13 protein-coding genes are annotated in these 17,229 nt (G+C 73.3%); 5 read left to right on the top strand and 8 right to left on the bottom strand.

Annotated elements, in window-relative coordinates; genetic code table 11:
* Nucleotides 1–67 precede the first annotated feature (67 nt).
* Together AB0C96_RS17830 and AB0C96_RS17825 are read right to left on the bottom strand one after the other, a co-directional pair.
* Nucleotides 68–1,450, bottom strand: a complete 1,383-nt coding sequence (locus AB0C96_RS17830) for a pitrilysin family protein (protein ID WP_362918502.1) — start codon at nucleotides 1,448–1,450, stop codon at nucleotides 68–70.
* Between the two features lie 38 nt (nucleotides 1,451–1,488).
* On the bottom strand, nucleotides 1,489–2,838 hold the full coding sequence (locus AB0C96_RS17825) for a pitrilysin family protein (RefSeq protein ID WP_362918500.1): 1,350 nt from the start codon (nucleotides 2,836–2,838) through the stop codon (nucleotides 1,489–1,491).
* A 299-nt stretch (nucleotides 2,839–3,137) separates the two neighbouring features.
* Here AB0C96_RS17825 and AB0C96_RS17820 point away from each other — a divergent pair, with 299 nt between their 5' ends.
* A complete protein-coding gene (locus AB0C96_RS17820; protein WP_362918426.1) occupies nucleotides 3,138–5,585 on the top strand; it encodes a DNA topoisomerase IV subunit A in 2,448 nt (815 codons plus the stop codon).
* An 87-nt stretch (nucleotides 5,586–5,672) separates the two neighbouring features.
* On the opposite strand, the gene AB0C96_RS17815 is transcribed toward AB0C96_RS17820, so the two are convergent.
* Together AB0C96_RS17815 and AB0C96_RS17810 are read right to left on the bottom strand one after the other, a co-directional pair.
* A complete protein-coding gene (locus AB0C96_RS17815; RefSeq protein ID WP_362918424.1) occupies nucleotides 5,673–6,833 on the bottom strand; it encodes a CobW family GTP-binding protein in 1,161 nt (386 codons plus the stop codon).
* Nucleotides 6,834–6,937: 104 nt separating this feature from the next.
* Nucleotides 6,938–8,104 carry a citrate synthase/methylcitrate synthase gene (locus AB0C96_RS17810; protein ID WP_362918422.1) on the bottom strand — a complete coding sequence of 389 codons (1,167 nt, stop codon included), beginning with the start codon at nucleotides 8,102–8,104 and terminating at the stop codon, nucleotides 6,938–6,940.
* Between the two features lie 112 nt (nucleotides 8,105–8,216).
* On the opposite strand from AB0C96_RS17810, the gene AB0C96_RS17805 reads away from it, so the two are divergent.
* The 4 genes from AB0C96_RS17805 to AB0C96_RS17790 all read left to right on the top strand — a co-directional run bounded on the left by AB0C96_RS17805 (nucleotide 8,217) and on the right by AB0C96_RS17790 (nucleotide 13,082).
* On the top strand, nucleotides 8,217–9,464 hold the full coding sequence (locus AB0C96_RS17805; RefSeq protein ID WP_362918420.1) for a citrate synthase family protein: 1,248 nt from the start codon (nucleotides 8,217–8,219) through the stop codon (nucleotides 9,462–9,464).
* A 126-nt stretch (nucleotides 9,465–9,590) separates the two neighbouring features.
* On the top strand, nucleotides 9,591–10,553 hold the full coding sequence (locus AB0C96_RS17800; RefSeq protein ID WP_362918418.1) for a sucrase ferredoxin: 963 nt from the start codon (nucleotides 9,591–9,593) through the stop codon (nucleotides 10,551–10,553).
* A gap of 256 nt (nucleotides 10,554–10,809) precedes the next feature.
* A complete protein-coding gene (locus AB0C96_RS17795) occupies nucleotides 10,810–12,411 on the top strand; it encodes a sensor histidine kinase (protein WP_362918498.1) in 1,602 nt (533 codons plus the stop codon).
* Nucleotides 12,408–13,082 (top strand): response regulator, encoded by a 675-nt coding sequence (locus AB0C96_RS17790; protein WP_362918416.1) that lies wholly within the window; start codon nucleotides 12,408–12,410, stop codon nucleotides 13,080–13,082. Before AB0C96_RS17795 ends, AB0C96_RS17790 begins: the two co-directional genes overlap by 4 nt.
* An 88-nt stretch (nucleotides 13,083–13,170) precedes the next feature.
* Here AB0C96_RS17790 and AB0C96_RS17785 read toward each other — a convergent pair whose 3' ends face one another.
* From AB0C96_RS17785 to AB0C96_RS17770, 4 genes are all read right to left on the bottom strand, one after another.
* Nucleotides 13,171–14,778 carry a cation acetate symporter gene (locus tag AB0C96_RS17785; RefSeq protein WP_362918414.1) on the bottom strand — a complete coding sequence of 536 codons (1,608 nt, stop codon included), beginning with the start codon at nucleotides 14,776–14,778 and terminating at the stop codon, nucleotides 13,171–13,173.
* Nucleotides 14,775–15,272, bottom strand: coding sequence for a DUF485 domain-containing protein (locus tag AB0C96_RS17780; protein ID WP_362918412.1), 498 nt, complete (start codon nucleotides 15,270–15,272; stop codon nucleotides 14,775–14,777). Before AB0C96_RS17780 ends, AB0C96_RS17785 begins: the two co-directional genes overlap by 4 nt.
* 106 nt (nucleotides 15,273–15,378) lie before the next feature.
* Nucleotides 15,379–16,053: a response regulator transcription factor gene (locus AB0C96_RS17775; RefSeq protein ID WP_362918410.1), complete on the bottom strand. Its 675-nt coding sequence runs from the start codon at nucleotides 16,051–16,053 to the stop codon at nucleotides 15,379–15,381.
* On the bottom strand, nucleotides 16,050–17,216 hold the full coding sequence (locus AB0C96_RS17770; protein ID WP_362918408.1) for a histidine kinase: 1,167 nt from the start codon (nucleotides 17,214–17,216) through the stop codon (nucleotides 16,050–16,052). The genes AB0C96_RS17775 and AB0C96_RS17770 overlap by 4 nt, the downstream gene beginning before the upstream one ends.
* Nucleotides 17,217–17,229 lie beyond the last annotated feature (13 nt).

Here is a 17,229-nt window from a genome sequence, read left to right as displayed (position 1 = left end):
CCCTCAGGCGACGGGCAGTCAGCTGACGGGGTGACGGACCGGGGAGAGCTCTCCGGACCCGTGTCCGCTAACCGCCGACGACCGTCACCTCGCCGAGGCCCAGCGCCCGCACCGGCTCGGCGATCTGCGCCGCGTCGCCCACCAGGACCGTCACCAGGCGGTCCGTCGGGAAGGCGTTGACCACCGCCGCGGTCGCCTCGACCGTGCCGGTCTCCGCGAGCCGGAGGTACAACTGCGCCTGGAAGTCGTCCGGGAGCTGCTGCTCGACCTGGTCGGCGAGGGTGCCCGCGACGGCCGCCGCGGTCTCGTACTTCAGCGGGGCGACGCCGACCAGGTTCTGCACGGCGACATCGCGCTCCTCGTCCGTCAGCCCCTCCGCCGCCAGGGTCCGCAGCACCTTCCACAGGTCCTCCAGCGCGGGGACGGTGGAGGCGGTGTCCACCGAGCCGCTGATCGCCAGCAGTGCGGCGCCGGTGGCCCCCTCGGGGGACGTGGGGGCGGTGGAGCGCAGCACCTGGCCGAAGGCGCGCACCCCGTAGGTGTAGCCCTTCTCCTCCCGCAGCACGCGGTCCAGGCGGGAGGTGAGGGTGCCGCCCAGGCAGTACGTGCCGAGGATCTGCGCGGGCCACACCCGGTCGTGCCGGTCGGCGCCGACGCGGCCGATGAGCAGCTGCGTCTGGACCGCGCCCGGGCGGTCCACGATCACCACGCGGCCGGTGTCGTCGGCGACGATCGGGGAGGCCTTCAGCGGCTCGGCGGGCGAGCCGGTCCAGGCGCCGAGGGTGTCGGCGAGCGCCGCGTCCAGGTCGACGCCGGTGAAGTCGCCGACGATCACCGCGGTGGCCGTGGCCGGCCGGACGTGGGCGTCGTAGAAGGCGCGGACGGCCGCCGCGTCGATGCGGACGACGGTCTCCTCGGTGCCCTGGCGGGGCCGCGACATCCGGGCCGTCGCCGGGAACAGCTCCTTGGACAGCGCCATCGCGGCGCGCCGGGCCGGGTTGGCGAGCTCGTGCGGGATCTCGTCGAGGCGGTTGCGCACCAGCCGCTCGATCTCGCTCTCCGGGAACGCGGGGGCGCGCAGCGCGTCGGCGAGCAGGCCGAGCGCACGGGGCAGCCGGGAGGCCGGGACCTCCAGGGAGACCCGGACGCCGGGGTGGTCGGCGTGCGCGTCCAGCGTGGCGCCGCAGCGCTCCAGCTCGGCGGCGAACTCCTCGGCGGTGTGCTTGTCGGTGCCCTCGGACAGGGCGCGCGCCATGATCGTGGCGACGCCGTCCAGGCCGTCGGGCTCGGCGTCCAGCGGAGCCACCAGGTTGATCTCGACGGCGACGACCTGCTGGCCGGGGCGGTGGCTGGTCAGGAGCGTGAGGCCGTTGGGGAGTTGGCCGCGGTCGGGGGCCGGGAAGGCCCACGGCTTGGGCGCGCCGCTCCGCGGCTGGGGGTGGAGGTCCATGGCGGTCTCGGGGGAACCTGCGCGGGTGGTGGCGTCGCTCACTGGTCCGCCTCCCCTTCCTCGGTGTCGGCGGTGTCGGTGGGCTCCGCGGTTGCGGTGGGCTCGTAGACCAGTACGGCACGGTTGTCGGGGCGCAGCCGGGCCTTGGCGACCTCCTGCACCTCCCCGGGGGTGATCTCCAGGACGCGCTGCACGGCGGTCAGCGCGAGCTGCGGATCGCCGAACAGGACGGCGTAGCGGCACAGTTCGTCGGCGCGGCCGCTGACCGTGGCCAGCCGGTCCAGCCATTCGCGCTCCAGCTGGGCCTGCGCGCGCTCCATCTCCTCCGGGGTCGGTCCCTCGGCGGCGAAGCGGGCCAGCTCCTCGTCGACCGCGCGCTCGATGTCGGGCACCTCCACCCCGCCGGACGTCTTCACGTCCAGCCAGCCCAGCGAGGGCGCGCCGGCCAGTCGCAGCAGGCCGAAGCCGGCGGCCACGGCGCTGCGGTCGCGGCGCACCAGCCGGTTGTACAGCCGGGAGGACTCGCCGCCGCCCAGGACCGTCAGTGCCAGGTCCGCGGCGTCCGCCTCACGGGTGCCGTCGTGCGGCAGGCGGTAGGCGGCCATCAGGGCGCGGGAGGGCACGTCCTCCTCGACGACCTCGCGCAGCTCGCTGCCGATGGTCTCGGGGAGCGAGCCGTCGCGGGGCGGCTGCTTGCCGTCGTGCCCGGGGATCGAGCCGAAGTACTTCTCGATCCAGGCCAGCGTCTGCTCGGGGTCGATGTCGCCGACGACCGAGAGGACCGCGTTGTTGGGCGCGTAGTACGTGCGGAAGAACGCCCGCGCGTCCTCCAGGGAGGCCGCGTCCAGGTCGGCCATCGACCCGATGGGCGTGTGGTGGTACGGGTGGCCGTCCGGGTAGGCCATGGCCGTCAGCTTCTCGAAGGCCGTGCCGTAGGGGACGTTGTCGTAGCGCTGGCGGCGCTCGTTCTTGACGACGTCGCGCTGGTTCTCCAGCGACTCCTCGTCCAAGGCGGTCAGCAGCGAGCCCATCCGGTCCGCCTCCAGCCAGAGCGCGAGCTCCAGCTCGTGGGCGGGCATGGTCTCGAAGTAGTTGGTGCGCTCGAAGCTCGTGGTGCCGTTGAGCGAACCGCCGGCGCCCTGCACCAGCTCGAAGTGGCCGTTGCCCGACACCTGCGCGGACCCCTGGAACATCAGGTGCTCGAAGAGGTGGGCCAGGCCGGTGCGGCCCTTGACCTCGTGGCGGGAGCCGACGTCGTACCACAGGCAGACCGCTGCGACCGGGGTCAGGTGGTCTTCGGAGAGCACCACGCGCAGGCCGTTCGGCAGCCGGTGCTCGGTCGCTGTCAGGCCGCCGGAGCCGGCTTGTTCTGTGGCCGTGTGACCCATGGGCATGTACGTCCCTTCGATCCGCTTGCGAGGAAGTTCTGTCACTGTATGCAAGCGCGTCGGCATCTGGCGAAGTTCCCGGGCGACCGGCCCCGAACGTGCGCTGTGCACCGGGCCCCGGAGCCGAAGGGGGAGTCGCGGTGGGCGCTGTCAGTGGGGCGGTCCACAATGGTCCGCGTCAGACTCAGAGACACCGCCGGCCGATCCCCCAGCCGATTGACCCGGCGGATTGACCGACGTCACCCGACGTCGCCGTTACGACCTCGGCAGTAGACGCAGCAGAAGGAGCCGCAGCCGCGATGGCCCGCCGCAGCACGAAGACCCCGCCGCCGGACGACTTCGAGGAGAGGATCCTCGACATCGACGTCGTCGACGAGATGCAGGGTTCCTTCCTTGAGTACGCGTATTCGGTCATCTACTCGCGCGCCCTGCCGGACGCCCGCGACGGCCTCAAGCCCGTGCACCGCCGGATCCTGTACCAAATGAACGAGATGGGCCTGCGCCCCGACCGCGGCTACGTGAAGTGCGCCCGGGTGGTCGGCGAGGTCATGGGTAAGCTCCACCCGCACGGCGACGCATCCATCTACGACGCGCTGGTGCGCATGGCCCAGCCGTTCTCGATGCGGGTGCCGCTGGTGGACGGCCACGGCAACTTCGGCTCGCTGGGCAACGACGACCCGCCCGCCGCCATGCGGTACACCGAGTGCCGGATGGCGTCCGCGACGTCCCTGATGACGGAGTCCATCGACGAGGACACCGTCGACTTCGCGCCGAACTACGACGGCCAGGAGCAGGAGCCGGTCGCCCTGCCCGCCGCGTACCCGAACCTCCTCGTCAACGGCGCGTCCGGCATCGCCGTCGGCATGGCGACGAACATGCCGCCGCACAATCTGGGCGAGGTCATCGCGGCGGCCCGCCATCTGATCAAGCACCCCGATGCCGATCTCGACACCCTGATGCGCTTCGTGCCGGGCCCCGACCTGCCGACCGGCGGCCGGATCGTGGGCCTGTCCGGCGTGCGGGACGCGTACGAGAAGGGCCGGGGCACGTTCAAGATCCGTGCGACCGTCACGGTGGAGAACGTCACCGCCCGCCGCAAGGGCCTGGTCGTCACCGAACTCCCCTTCACGGTCGGCCCCGAGAAGGTCATCTCCAAGATCAAGGACCTGGTCGGCTCGAAGAAGCTCCAGGGCATCGCGGACGTCAAGGACCTCACCGACCGCGAGCACGGCCTGCGGCTGGTGATCGAGGTCAAGAACGGCTTCAACCCCGAGGCCGTCCTGGAGCAGCTCTACAAGCTCACGCCGATGGAGGAGTCCTTCGGCATCAACAACGTCGCCCTGGTGGACGGCCAGCCGCTGACGCTGGGCCTCAAGGAGCTGCTGGAGGTCTACGTCGACCACCGCTTCGAGGTGGTGCGCCGGCGCAGCGAGTTCCGGCGCACCAAGCGGCGCGACCGGCTGCACCTGGTCGAGGGCCTGCTGACGGCCCTGGTGGACATCGACGAGGTGATCCGCCTGATCCGCTCCAGCGAGAACAGCGCACAGGCGAAGGAGCGGCTGATCGAGCGCTTCTCGCTGAGCGACGTGCAGACCCAGTACATCCTCGACACCCCGCTGCGCCGGCTGACCAAGTTCGACCGGATCGAGCTGGAGTCGGAGCGCGACCGGCTCCAGGACGAGATCGAGAAGCTGACCCGGATCCTGGAGTCGGACACCGAGCTGCGCAGGCTGGTGTCCAACGAGCTGGCCGCGGTCGCCAAGAAGTACGGCACGGACCGGCGGACGGTCCTGCTGGAGGCGCCGGTGTCCACGGTCGGGGCGATGCCCCTGGAGGTCTCCGACGACCCGTGCCGGGTGCTGCTGTCCTCGACCGGCCTGCTGGCACGCACGGTCTCCGGCGAGACACCGGTCGACGTCGACGCCAAGCGCGTCAAGCACGACGTGATCCTCTCGGCGGTGCCGGCGACGACCCGCGGCGAGGTGGGGGCGGTGACGTCCCTGGGCCGCCTGCTGCGGATCTCGGTGGTCGACCTGCCGCAGCTCCCGGAGACCGCCGCGGCGCCCAACCTCTCCGGTGGCGCGCCGCTCGCGGAGTTCCTGACGCTTCAGGACGGCGAGGAGGTGGTCTGCCTGACCACGCTGGACGAATCCTCACCGGGCCTGGCACTCGGCACGGAGCAGGGCGTCGTCAAGCGGGTGGTGCCCGACTACCCCGCCAACAAGGAGGAGTTGGAGGTCATCACCCTCAAGGAGGGCGACCGCATCGTGGGCGCGGCCGAGCTGCGCACCGGTGAGGAGGACCTGGTCTTCGTCACCTCCGAGGCACAGCTGCTGCGCTACCCGGCGTCGCAGGTGCGACCGCAGGGCCGGCCGGCCGGCGGTATGGCGGGCATCAAGCTGGGCTCGGGCGCGAAGGTGATCTCCTTCTCGGCGGTCGACCCGGCCTCCGACGCCATGGTGTTCACCGTCGCCGGCTCGCACGGCACCCTGGACGACTCGGTGGCGACGGCCAAGCTCACCCCGTTCGACCAGTACCCGCGCAAGGGTCGGGCGACCGGCGGAGTGCGCTGCCAGCGGTTCCTGAAGGGCGAGGACTGCCTGACCCAGGCCTGGGTGGGGTCGGCGCCGGTGCGGGCGGCGGACGCCAAGGGCGCCCCGGTCCCGCTGCCGGAGCCGGACCCGCGCCGGGACGGCTCGGGTGTGCCGCTGACGAAGCCGGTCGCGGCGCTGGCGGGGCCGGTGTAGCGGGGCCGGTGCAGGCGGCGCCGCCTGCGGCAGAGGTGACCGACGGACGCCGTCGGACCGGTGCGAGCCGGTCCGACGGCGTCCGTGTCAGTGCTCCTCGTCGGCCGCGGCCACGTACCGCAGCACGCCCCACATGCTGTTCTCGTCGGCGGTCGACGGTCCGGTCTCCCGGCAGTTCGCCAGCTCCTTGTGCAGCGCCGGTGCGTCGACGCCGCTGCCGATCAGGACGAGCTGGGTGCTGCGCTCCTCGCCCTTGGGCCAGGGCGCGGGGTAGAAGCGCAGGAAGTCGCCGACGGCGTGCAGGGTGAACTTCTGGCGGTTCTCCGGGACGTCGAAGTGGACGAATCCCTTGATGCGGTAGAGGCCGTCGGGGCGGCTGTCGAGGAAGTCCATCAGGCGGCGCGGGTGCAGCGGCTCGGCGGAGCTGAACTCCACGCTCTGGTAGGCGGCGTGGAGGTGGTCCGGGTGGCCGCACCGGCCGTCGTGGTGGTCGCAGTGCTCGTCATGGCCGCCGTGCTCGTCGTGGTCACCGTGCACGTCGTGCCGGTCGACGCGCTCGCCGGCCCGGGCGGCCGGCTCCCCGTGCGCGGCGGCCTCGCGCAGCAGGTCCTCGAACGACAGCTGCCGTACCGCCGCGTCGCGGTCCTCGCCCGTCCCGCGGTCGAAGAACAGCTCGGGGTCGACCCGTCCGTAGGCGGTGCAGACCACCGGCCTGCCGGGCGCGAGGTCCGCGAGGGTGTCCATGAGCGCCCGGCGCGCCTCGGCGCCGATGCGGTCGGCCTTGTTGAGCACCACGATGTCGGCGACGCCCACGTGCCGGTCCAGTTCGGGGTGCCGGGCCCGGGTGGCGTCGAACTCGGCGGCGTCGACGACCTCGATCAGACCGCCGTAGACGATCCGGTCGTTGTCGCTGGCGAGGATCATCCGGATGAGTTCCTGCGGTTCGGCCAGCCCGCTCGCCTCGATGACGATCACGTCGATGCGGGCCGCGGGGCGGGCCAGCCGCTCCAGATAGGTGTCGAGTTCGCTGGTGTCGACCGCGCAGCACAGACAGCCGTTGCCGAGCGACACCATCGAGTCCACCTGACCCGCGACGGTCATCGCGTCGATCTCGATGCTGCCGAAGTCGTTGACGATCGCGCCGATACGGGTGCCGTCGCCGGCGCCGAGCAGGTGGTTGAGGAGGGTGGTCTTGCCCGACCCGAGGAACCCCGCGAGCACGACGACCGGGATCTGCTGGGTGGCCAACGGGGCGCCTCCATGGTGCGGGCGGCGGGCCGCACGGCCCGGCGGCGGACGAGCTGTCGATCGTAACCGACCGCCGCCGGGCCGGGCCCGTCCCGGCCCATCCGTCAGGACGCCACGGCGGGCAGCGGCTGCGGCGGGGGCGGGCCCACGTACCGGGCCGCCGGGCGAATGATCTTGGTGTCCTCGGCCTGCTCCAGGATGTTGGCGCTCCAGCCGACCACCCGGGCCGTGCAGAACGTGGGCGTGAACATCTCCCGCGGCAGCCCGCACAGTTCCATGACGACGCCGGCGTAGAGCTCCACGTTGGTGTGCAGTTCGCGGCCGGGCTTGAGCTCCGCCAGCAGCGCCTCGACCCGGGCCTCCACCTGGACGGCGAAGTCCACCAGCGGGCCGCCGAACTGCTCGGCGATGCCGCGCAGCATCCGCGAGCGCGGGTCCTCGGTGCGGTAGACGGAGTGCCCGAAGCCCATGATCCGGTCACCGCGCAGCACGCGTTCCCGGATCCAGTCGTCGATGCGGTCCGGAGTGCCGATGGCGTCGAGCATGTCCAGGGCGCGGCTGGGCGCCCCGCCGTGCAGTGGTCCGGAGAGCGCTCCGACGGCGCCGACGAGGCAGGCCGCGAGGTCGGCACCGGTGGAGGTGATGACGCGGGCGGTGAAGGTCGACGCGTTGAAGCCGTGGTCGATGGTGGAGATCAGATAGGCCTCGATCGCCCGGACCTGATCCGGCTCCGGCTCCGCACCGGTGAGCATGTAGAGGTAGTTGGCCGCGTGGCCGAGGTCCGCGCGCGGCTCGATGGGCTGTTGCCCCTGGCCGAGCCGGTGCAGCGCGGTGAGCAGCGTCGGTACGGCGGCGCAGGCGGCCAGCGCGTCGGCCCGCCTTCGGCCCGCGTCGATGTCGTACAGCGGTCGGAAGCCGGCCGTGGCACCGAGCAGCGAGAGCGCGGTGCGCAGCCCGGCGAGCGGGCCGGCGAGCGCACCGGCGTGGGCGAGTGCGGGCAGTGCCTCGCGCACCGCGGGGGGCAGCGGGCGCAGCGCGGCGGTCTCGGCCTTGAAGGCCGCCAGCTGGTCCGCGTCCGGGAGCGCGCCGTGCAGCATCAGGTACCAGACGTCCTCGAAGCTGCGGCTCATGGCCAGCTCGACGGCGGAGTACTGGCGGTAGTGGTAGAAGCCCTCCGCGCCCCGGACGTCGCCGAGTTGGGTCTCGGTGACGATGACGCCCGCGAGTCCGCGGGGAGCGTCGATGGGTGCGTTCGCCTCGGCGATCGGCATGCCGGATCTCCTTCGTGATTCCCCTCTGGATATTGATTCGACTATCTATGCTTGACTCAGGTGCGTCAATATTGATTGAATCAATGTATAGAGCTCCGGATACGGTGAACCCATGGCGGATCAACAGACGACGCAGGACACGGACAAGCGCCGGCTGAGCACCCGGGAGGCGGCCGAACGGCTCGGCGTGAAGCCCGAGACGGTGTACGCGTATGTCAGCCGGGGCCAGCTCACCAGCCACCGCGAACCGGGCGGGCGGGGCAGCACCTTCGACCCCAAGGAGGTCGATGCGCTGGCCCGGCGCGGCGGACGGCGCGAACCGTCCGGCTCCGGCGGCGAGTTGACGTTCCGTACCGGCATCACGCTGATCGACCGCGACCACTGCTACTTCCGCGGCGTCGACAGCGCCGAACTCGCCGCGCACCACGGCTACGAGGAAGTCGCCGAGTGGCTGTGGACCGGCGAACTCCGCCGTGGCATCCGCTTCACCGCGCCCCAGGACGCGCTCACCGCCGCCCGCCGGGCGGTGCAGGCGCTGCCGGCCCACAGCGGACAGATGGACCAGCTGCGGGCCGCACTGATCGCCGCGGCGGCCGCCGACCCGCTCCGCTTCGACCTGTCCGAGGACGCCGTCCTCGACACCGCCCGCAGCCTGATCCCGACCCTGGTCGACGCCCTGCCGCAACAGGCTCCCGGGCCGCCCGCCACCGGGCCGCTCGCGTCCCGCCTCTGGTCACGGCTGACCCCCGAGCCGGCCGACGCTCCGTCCCTCCGGGTCCTGGACGCCGCGCTGGTGCTGCTCATCGACCACGACCTGGCCTCCTCGACCCTCGCCGTACGGGTCGCAGCCTCCGCCCGGGCCCACCCGTACGCGATCGTCTCGGCCGGCTTCGGTGCGCTGGACGGGGCGCTGCACGGCGCCGCGAGCGGCCTCGCCCACCGGTTGCTGCTGGAGGTGCTGGACCGCGGCAGCGCGGCCGCCGTGGTCGCCGACCACCTGCGGGCCGGCCGCCGGGTGCCCGGCCTGGGGCACCTCCTCTACCCGGGTGAGGACCCACGGGCGCGTGCGCTGTTCGCGCTCCTGGAGGACGTACCGCAGGCCGGTCCCGCCCTCCGGGCCGCCCGCGAGGTGATCACCACCACGGCCCGGCACACCGAGCTGCACGCCAACGTCGATCTGGCGCTGGCGGTGCTGACGGTCGCCGCGGGCATGCCCGCCGAGGCCGGCGAAACGGTCTTCGCCCTCGCCCGCACCACCGGCTGGATCGCGCACGCCCTGGAGGAGTACGCCGAACCGCCGCTCCGCATGCGCCCCAGCGGCCAGTACACCGGCCCCAGGCCGCCCCGGCCGTTGCCGTGAGGGACCGTGCGGGAACAGGAGACGGTCGGGCGGCGCAACGGGCCGCTCGGCTGCGGCGTCCGGCGGTCGGCAGCCGTGGAGCTCCCGGGGAGCTCCGGCCTCCCCGGCGAGGTTAGGCTGGCCTTCGTGAGTATCTGCGCCACCGCTTCCCGCGAGGCGGCCGAACCGCTCGCCGGTACCGCGGCCCCCGCCCGAACCTGGCTGCTCATCGAGCAGACCGGACCCTGGGGCGCCAAGGCGCTGACGCAGAGCCACCTCGACCCCGGCCTCGGCCGGGCGCTGGAGGCCGCGGCGGAGGGGACGGACGTCCGCGTCGCCCTCATCCGCAGGCCCGGCCGCCACGCCGACCACCACCGCGCCACCCGGCGCCGGCTCTTCGCCGCCCACACCGCCCCGGGGCGCTCCTGGATCCGCACCACCACCGTCGCCGATCCCTGGGCGGCGCTCGGGCTGGACTTCGCCGCCCTGGGCGCGGGGGAGCACGAAGACCTCTGGGAGCCGTACGTCGGCGATCCGCTGGTCCTCGTGTGCACCAACGGCAAGCGCGACCGCTGCTGCGCCCTGCTCGGCCGCCCTCTGGCCGCCGAACTCGCCGCCGCCGGTGCCGAGGCCTGGGAGGTCACCCACATCGGGGGCCACCGCTTCTCTCCCACCCTCTTCGTCCTCCCCCACGGCTACGCCTACGGACGCTCCTCGGCACCGCTGGCCGAGGAGGCCGTACGGGCGGCCCGCCACGGACGGGTCGTCCTCGACCACTGCCGGGGCCGCTCGGCCTGGGACCGCCCGGCCCAGGCCGCCGACCTCGCCGTCCGTGCGCTCCTGCACGAGGACCGCGCGGACGCCCTCGACGTGGTGCGGACCCACGCGGTGGACCCGGCGGATCCGGCGCGCCCCTCCCCCACCTGGGCCGTGACCGTCGCGCATGTCGACGGCCGCAGCTGGCGGGTGACCGTCGAGCAGCGGGCCGACGGCGCCGCGGCGCCCGCGAGCTGCGGCGCCCCGCTCGGACCGCCGACCCGGATGGCGGTCACGTCCGTCACCGCCACCGGGGACCCGGCCGGGGTGCGGGCCACCGTCGCCCACGGCTGACTCCCGGCCCGTCCCCCCGCCGGTCCGCTACCCGTCGCGGCCCGAACACCCTCCGAAGTCGGGCCGCCGGACATTACCGGCCCGGCCGCCACCGCGCTTACTGTTCGTCCGTATGGGCGAGAACGCAGCGTCGGCTCCGCGCCCGAGCGCCGCCGGGCCCTCGGGCACCGCGCCGTTCCCCACCCGCTCCCCCGCGGCGCGCCCGCCGCGCCCGCGCCTGGGCTGGCCGCGCCGGGTCTTCTCACAGGTGCTGCTGATGCAGCTCGCCATCGCCACCGGGGTCACCGCGCTGGCGACCGGCCTGTTCCTCGCCCCGCTCAGCGCCCAGCTCGACGACCAGGCGATGCGCCGGGCACTCGCCATCGCCCAGACCACCGCCGCCGAGCCCCGCCTCGACGACGCCCTGGAGGCCTCCCGGCCCAGTCGCCACGGCCCCGTCCAGAACGAGGCCGAGCGGATCCGCGCCGCCACCGGCGCCGAGTATGTGGTGATCATGGACAAGCGCGGGGTGCGCTGGTCGCACACCGACCCGGACGAGATCGGGCGCCATGTCTCCACCGACCCGAGCACCGTGCTCTCCGGCCGGGAGGTCATGCAGATCGACGAGGGCACCCTCGGCCGCTCGGCCCGCGGCAAGGTCCCGCTGCGCGACGAGAACGGCAAGGTCGTCGGTGCCGTCTCGGTCGGCATCGCCTACGAGAGCGTGCAGCAGCGGCTGCTCTCCACCGTGCCCCAGCTGCTCGCCTACGCGGGCGGAGCGCTCGCCGTGGGCGCACTCGCCGCCTACCTCGTCGCCCGCCGCCTCCAGCGCCGCACCCACGACCTCGCCTTCTCCGACATCTCCGCGCTGCTGGCCGAGCGGGAGGCGATGCTGCACGGCATCCGCGAAGGGTTCCTCGCGCTCGACGGGCAGGGCCGGATCCGCCTGATGAACGACGAGGCGCAGCGCCTCCTGGACCTGCGCGCCGAGGACACCGGCCGCCCCCTGGACGCCGTCCTGCCGCCAGGCCGGACGACCGATGTGCTGGCCGGCCGGGTGTCGGGGGCGGACCTGCTGGCCGTCAGCGGGCACCGCGTCCTGGTGGCCAACCGCATGCCGACCGACGACGGCGGCGCCGTGGTCACCCTGCGCGACCGCACCGAACTGGAGCGGCTGGGCCGCGAGCTGGACGGCACCCGTGGCCTGATCGACGCCCTCCGGGCCCAGGACCACGAACACGCCAACCGCCTGCACACCCTCCTCGGCCTGCTCGAACTGGGGCTGCACGACGAGGCCGTGGAGTTCGTGACCCGGGCCGTGGGCGTCCACCGGGCGACCGCGGAACAGGTCACCGAACGCATCCACGATCCGCTGCTGGCCGCCCTCCTGGTGGGCAAGGCCACCGTCGCCACCGAACGCGGCGTCGCCCTGCGCATCTCGCCCGACACCCACCTGCCGGACCGGCTCGTCGACCCGCACAGCCTGGTCACCGTGCTCGGCAACCTCGTCGACAACGCCCTGGACGCCACGTCCGGTGCGCGCGACGCACACCTGGAGGTGGAGGTCCGCGCCGCCGGCCGGACCGCCGTCGTCCGCGTCGCCGACAACGGGCCGGGGGTGCCGAAGGAGCGCCGCGCGGACATCTTCACCGAGGGCTGGACCACCAAGGAACCGCCGGCGCACGGACGGCGCGGCATCGGCCTGGCACTCGTCCGCCGCCTCGCCGAGCGCTACGGAGGCAGCGCCGGCGTCGATGAACGCCCCGGCGGCGGCGCGGTGTTCACCGTGACGGTCCCCGACGCGCTGTCCGAGGAGCCGCCCACCGCGGACCCCCGGGGCGCGCCCCGCACCGACGACACCACGGAGGCCCGGCGATGATCGACGTCCTGGTCGTGGACGACGACGTACAGGTCGCCCGGATCAACGCGGCGTACGTCGCCAAGGTCCCGGGATTCCGCGTCACCCGGCTCGCGCACACCGCCGCCGACGCCCTCGCCGCCCTTGAGGAACACCCCGTCGACCTGATCCTCCTGGACCACTACCTCCCGGACCGGACGGGCCTCCAACTCGTCGGCGAGCTGCGCCGACGCGGTCTGCTCACCGACGTGATCATGGTGACGGCGGCCCGCGACATCGCGACCGTCCGGGCCGCGATGCGGCACGGCGCGCTCCAGTACCTGGTCAAGCCGTTCACCTTCGCCGGCCTGCGCGCCAGGCTCGAGGGCTATGCGGCGCTGCACCGCGCGTTCGCCGACGGCGGACAGGCCGAGCAGTCCGAAGTGGACCGGATCTTCGGGGCGTTGGGGGCGGCCAACGCCGGTCCGGCCGAGCTGCCCAAGGGGCACTCCACCGCCACCGCCGACCGCGTGCGCGCGGTCCTGCGCACGGCCGACGCCCCGCTGTCGGCCCAGGACGTCGCCGTACAGGCGGGCCTGAGCCGGCAGACCGCCCAGCGCTACCTCAAGCTGCTGGAGCGCACCGGGCGGGTCCGCCTCACCCTCAGATACGGCGAAACCGGCCGCCCCGAGCACCGCTACCAGTGGGTCTGAGGCCTTTCCGGCCCTGACCCATCGGACAGACCCCAGGGAGTGCATGACGGGCCGGAGACGGCCCGGGGCCGGACCGGTGGACCAGGGGTCAGGCCGCCCCGGCGCCCGTGAGCGCGCGGACCTCGGTCCTCGCATACCGGGCCGGGTCGGCCACCTCCGAGGAGAGCACCGTGCCCAGCCAGCCCATCAGGAAGCCCGACGGGATCGATACGATCCCGGGGTTGGCGAGCGGGAAGAGGGCGAAGTCCAGCCCGGGGAAGAGCGCCTCCGGGCCGCCGGAGACCACCGGCGACAGCACGACCAAGGTGACCGCCGGGATCAGCCCCCCGTAGACGGCCCAGACCGCGCCCCGGGTGGTGAAGCGGCGCCAGAACAGCGCATACAGGAGCGCCGGCAGATTGGCCGACGCCGCCACCGCGAACGCCAGCCCCACCAGGAAGGCGATGTTCACGTCCTGGGCGAGCAGCGCGAGCCCGATCGCGACCGCCCCGACGGCCACCGCCGCGATCCGCGCCACGGCCACCTCGGTGCGCTGGGCGTCCCGCGCCGTGCGACGCGACGGCCGGCGCAGCGAGGCGTACAGGTCGTGTGCCACGGACGCCGACGAGGCGAGCGTGATCCCGGCGACCACCGCCAGGATGGTGGCGAACGCGATCGCGGCCACCAGGGCGAAGAGAACCGTTCCTCCGGTGGAACCGGCGCCGCCTCCCAGGTCGAGGGCGAGCAGCGGGACCGCGGTGTTCCCGGCCGTGTGGGACGCGCGGACCGCGTCGCTGCCCAGGACCGCGGCGGCACCGAAGCCGAGCACCACCGTCATCAGGTAGAAGCCGCCGATCAACCCGATGGACCAGACGGCGGAGCGACGGGCGGCGCGTGCCGTGGGGACGGTGTAGAAGCGGGCCAGGATGTGCGGCAGCCCGGCCGTCCCCAGGACGAGCCCGAGCCCGAGGCTGACGAAGTCGAGCCGTGCGGTCCAGCCGGTGCCGTACTTCAGGCCCGGCGCGAGGAAGTCCCGTCCGTGGCCGCTGCGTTCGGCCGCGGTGTTCAGCAGGGCGTTGACGTCGCCGTGGAAGCGGATCACCACCAGGGCGGTCAGGACGAGGGCACCGGCCAGCAGGAGCACCGCCTTGACGATCTGGATCCAGGTCGTGGCCCGCATGCCGCCGAAGGAGACGTAGACCACCATCAGGGCGCCGACCACGATCACCATCCAGGTACGCGCCTGGTGCCCCGCGCCCCCGACGAGCAGGGCGACCAGACTTCCGGCACCGACCATCTGCGCCACCAGGTACAGCACGGACACCGTGACGGACGCCGCACCGACCGCGATGCGGACGGGCCGTTCCCGCATCCGTGCCGCCACCACGTCGGCCAGGGTGAACCGGCCGCAGTTGCGGACCAGTTCGGCGACGAGGAGGAGGACGGCGAGCCAGGCGACCAGGAAGCCGACCAGGTACAGCAGGCCGTCGTAGCCGAAGAGGGCGATCAGCCCCGAGATGCCGAGGAAGGATGCGGCGGACATGTAGTCGCCCGCGATGGCGAAACCATTCTCCATGGGCGAGAAGAGCCTGCCGCCGGCGTAGAACTCCTCCGCGGAGCCGCGCCTGCGACGGCTCACCCAGGTGGTGATCGCGAGGGTGACCGCGATGAACGCGCTGAACAGGACCAGCGCCAGGGTCTGGTGGTCGCCGGTCACCGGGCGTTCCCCCTGGTCAGCTCCTGGGTCTCCCAGCGGATGTCCAGCGCCGCGGCGTCCCGGCGCCGCCGCGCATGGTGCGCGTAGGCCCAGGCGAGCAGAAACGTTGTGGCGAACTGGCCGAGCCCGGCAAGCATCGCGACGTTGAGGGCGCCGGCGACCCGGTGCGCCATGAGGTCCGGCACGGCCACCGCAGCGATCACATAGGCGAGGTACCAGGTCAGGAAGGCCGCCGTGGCGGGCACGACGAAGCGCCGGTAGCGGCGGCGCACCTCCTGGAAGGCTCCGCTCCGCTGCACCGCCAGATAGATCTCGTCGTCGGTCGCGGACCGCGGCGGCGTCGCGGACCCGGCCGCCGGTGCCCGGTCGGGCCCACCCGTCGCCTCCGCCGCGCCGTCCCGCACGCCCCACCCGGAGGCGAGAGCGTCGCACCAGGGGTCGTCGACCCATCCGGCCCCTGGCTCACCCGCCGAGCACCCGTCCTGCTTGTCCACCGAACTCTCCTTGTCGCACGGGGTTGTTGTCCGTGCGGCCCAAGGGTGGACACAAAGGAAGATCCCGGACGCTTCTTCCGAGCCCTTCACCCCATCAGGTGACGAGTCATCCGGGCGGCCGTGCGAGACCGTTGCGGTACGCGTAGTGGATGGCCTGCGCGCGGTCGCGCAGCCCGGCCTTGGCGAAGAGGTTGTTGATGTGGGTCTTCACCGTCGCAGTGGAGACGTGCAGCGTGCGCGCGATCTCCGGGTTGGACAGCCCCTCGGCGACCAGCCGCAGCACCTCCACCTCGCGCCCGGTCAACCCGTCCGGGGGCTCGTCCGGCGGCCGCGGCGGGGTCCGCTCCGGCTCGGTGACACGCTCCAGCAGCCGGCGCTGGATCTTCGGCGAGAGTCCCGCCTCGCCCGAGAGCACGTCCTCGATGGCACGGACGATCTCGTCACCGTCGGCGTCCTTGGTCAGATAACCACGGGCACCGGCCTGGAGGGCGGGAAAGAGCGAGTCGTCGTCGGCGTACGTGGTGAGCACCACGACCTGGGTGCCGGGGTGCTCGGCGCGGATCCGGCGGGTCGCCTCGACGCCGTCGCAGCGCGGCATGCGCAGGTCCATCAGGACGACGTCCGGGGCGCACGCGGCGACCAGCCGGACCGCCTCCTCGCCGTCCGCGGCCGACCCGACGACCTCGACGCCGGGGAGCAGCCCCAGCAACATCACGATCCCCTCGCGCACCACGGTCTGGTCGTCGACGACCACGACCCGGGCCGCTGTCCGTGCCGTCATGCGGGCACCCGCAGCCGCACCACGAAACCCTCCTCGCCGGGACCGGACTCCAGTGTTCCGCCGAGCAGTTCGGCGCGCTCCCGCATCCCGAGCAGACCGTACCCGGAACCGCTCCCGGAGAGCGCATCCGACCGTCCGTGACCACCGAAGTCCCGCACCTCCAGCCCCACTTCGCCCGCCGCGTACTCCAGCAGCACCTCCACCCGGGCACCCGGCGCGTGCTTGCGGACGTTCGTCAACGCCTCCTGCGCGACCCGGCGGACCGCGAGGCCCGCCTCGGCCGGCAGGACGCGGGCCTCGCCCGTGACGCCCAGCCGAGCGCCCTCAGCGGCGGTCAGACGGCGCAGGAAGTCCTCGACGGGGATCATCTCCCCGCGCAGTGCGGAGAGCGCCTCACGGGTGCCGTCAAGCCCTTCACGGGCCATCCCCCGGCACGCCACCACCCGCTCCAGGAGCTGATCGCGGTCGGCTTCGAGGTCCGCGCTGCGCTGGATCAGCAGCCGCGCCGCCTCCAGGTGCACCAACTGGGCGCTGAGGCTGTGCGCGAGGACGTCGTGGATCTCCCGCGCGATCCGCCCCCGTTCCGCCAGTGCCGCCGATTCGGCCTCGGCCTGACGGGCGGCCCGTTCCTGGGCCAGCAGCCGCTGGGCGTTGCCGCGCGCCTCGGCGTCCAGCCGGATGACGTAACCGGCCAGTCCCAGGCCCGCGGTGGTCGTGACGGTGGTCAGCCAGTTGTCGGTGTTGACCACGGCGAAAGCGCCGAGGGCGGCGACGGAGCACGGCACGGCGGCGCTCAGCGGCAGCCGCTCCATCGCCGTGATGGCGCAGGCGCACCACAGGACGATGGCCGGCGCCCGCAACCCGGTGTGGGCGAAGCCGAAGGCCGCCGCTTCCAGGACGACGAACAGGCCGATGGAGGGCCACAGACACCGCTGGAACGTCATGCGGAAGAAGCCGTGGAACACCAGCAGCGTGACGGCCATGCCGGCGAGCGCCACCGCCCGGGCCCAGCCCTGAAGGCCCGGCTCCGCCAGGGTGCTCCACACCAGCCCCCCGACCACCAGGACGCGCACCGAGCGGCCGATCCACACCCGGACGCCGCTGATGCCCTCGCGGGACAGGGACTCCCGCAGGGGCCAGCTCGTCCAGGCAGGCAACGACACGTGCGGTCCTTCG

The organism is Streptomyces sp. NPDC048506, assembly GCF_040651315.1.
In the GTDB taxonomy this organism is placed as follows: Bacteria; Actinomycetota; Actinomycetes; order Streptomycetales; family Streptomycetaceae; genus Streptomyces.
This window is presented reverse-complemented; position numbering and strand designations above follow the sequence as displayed.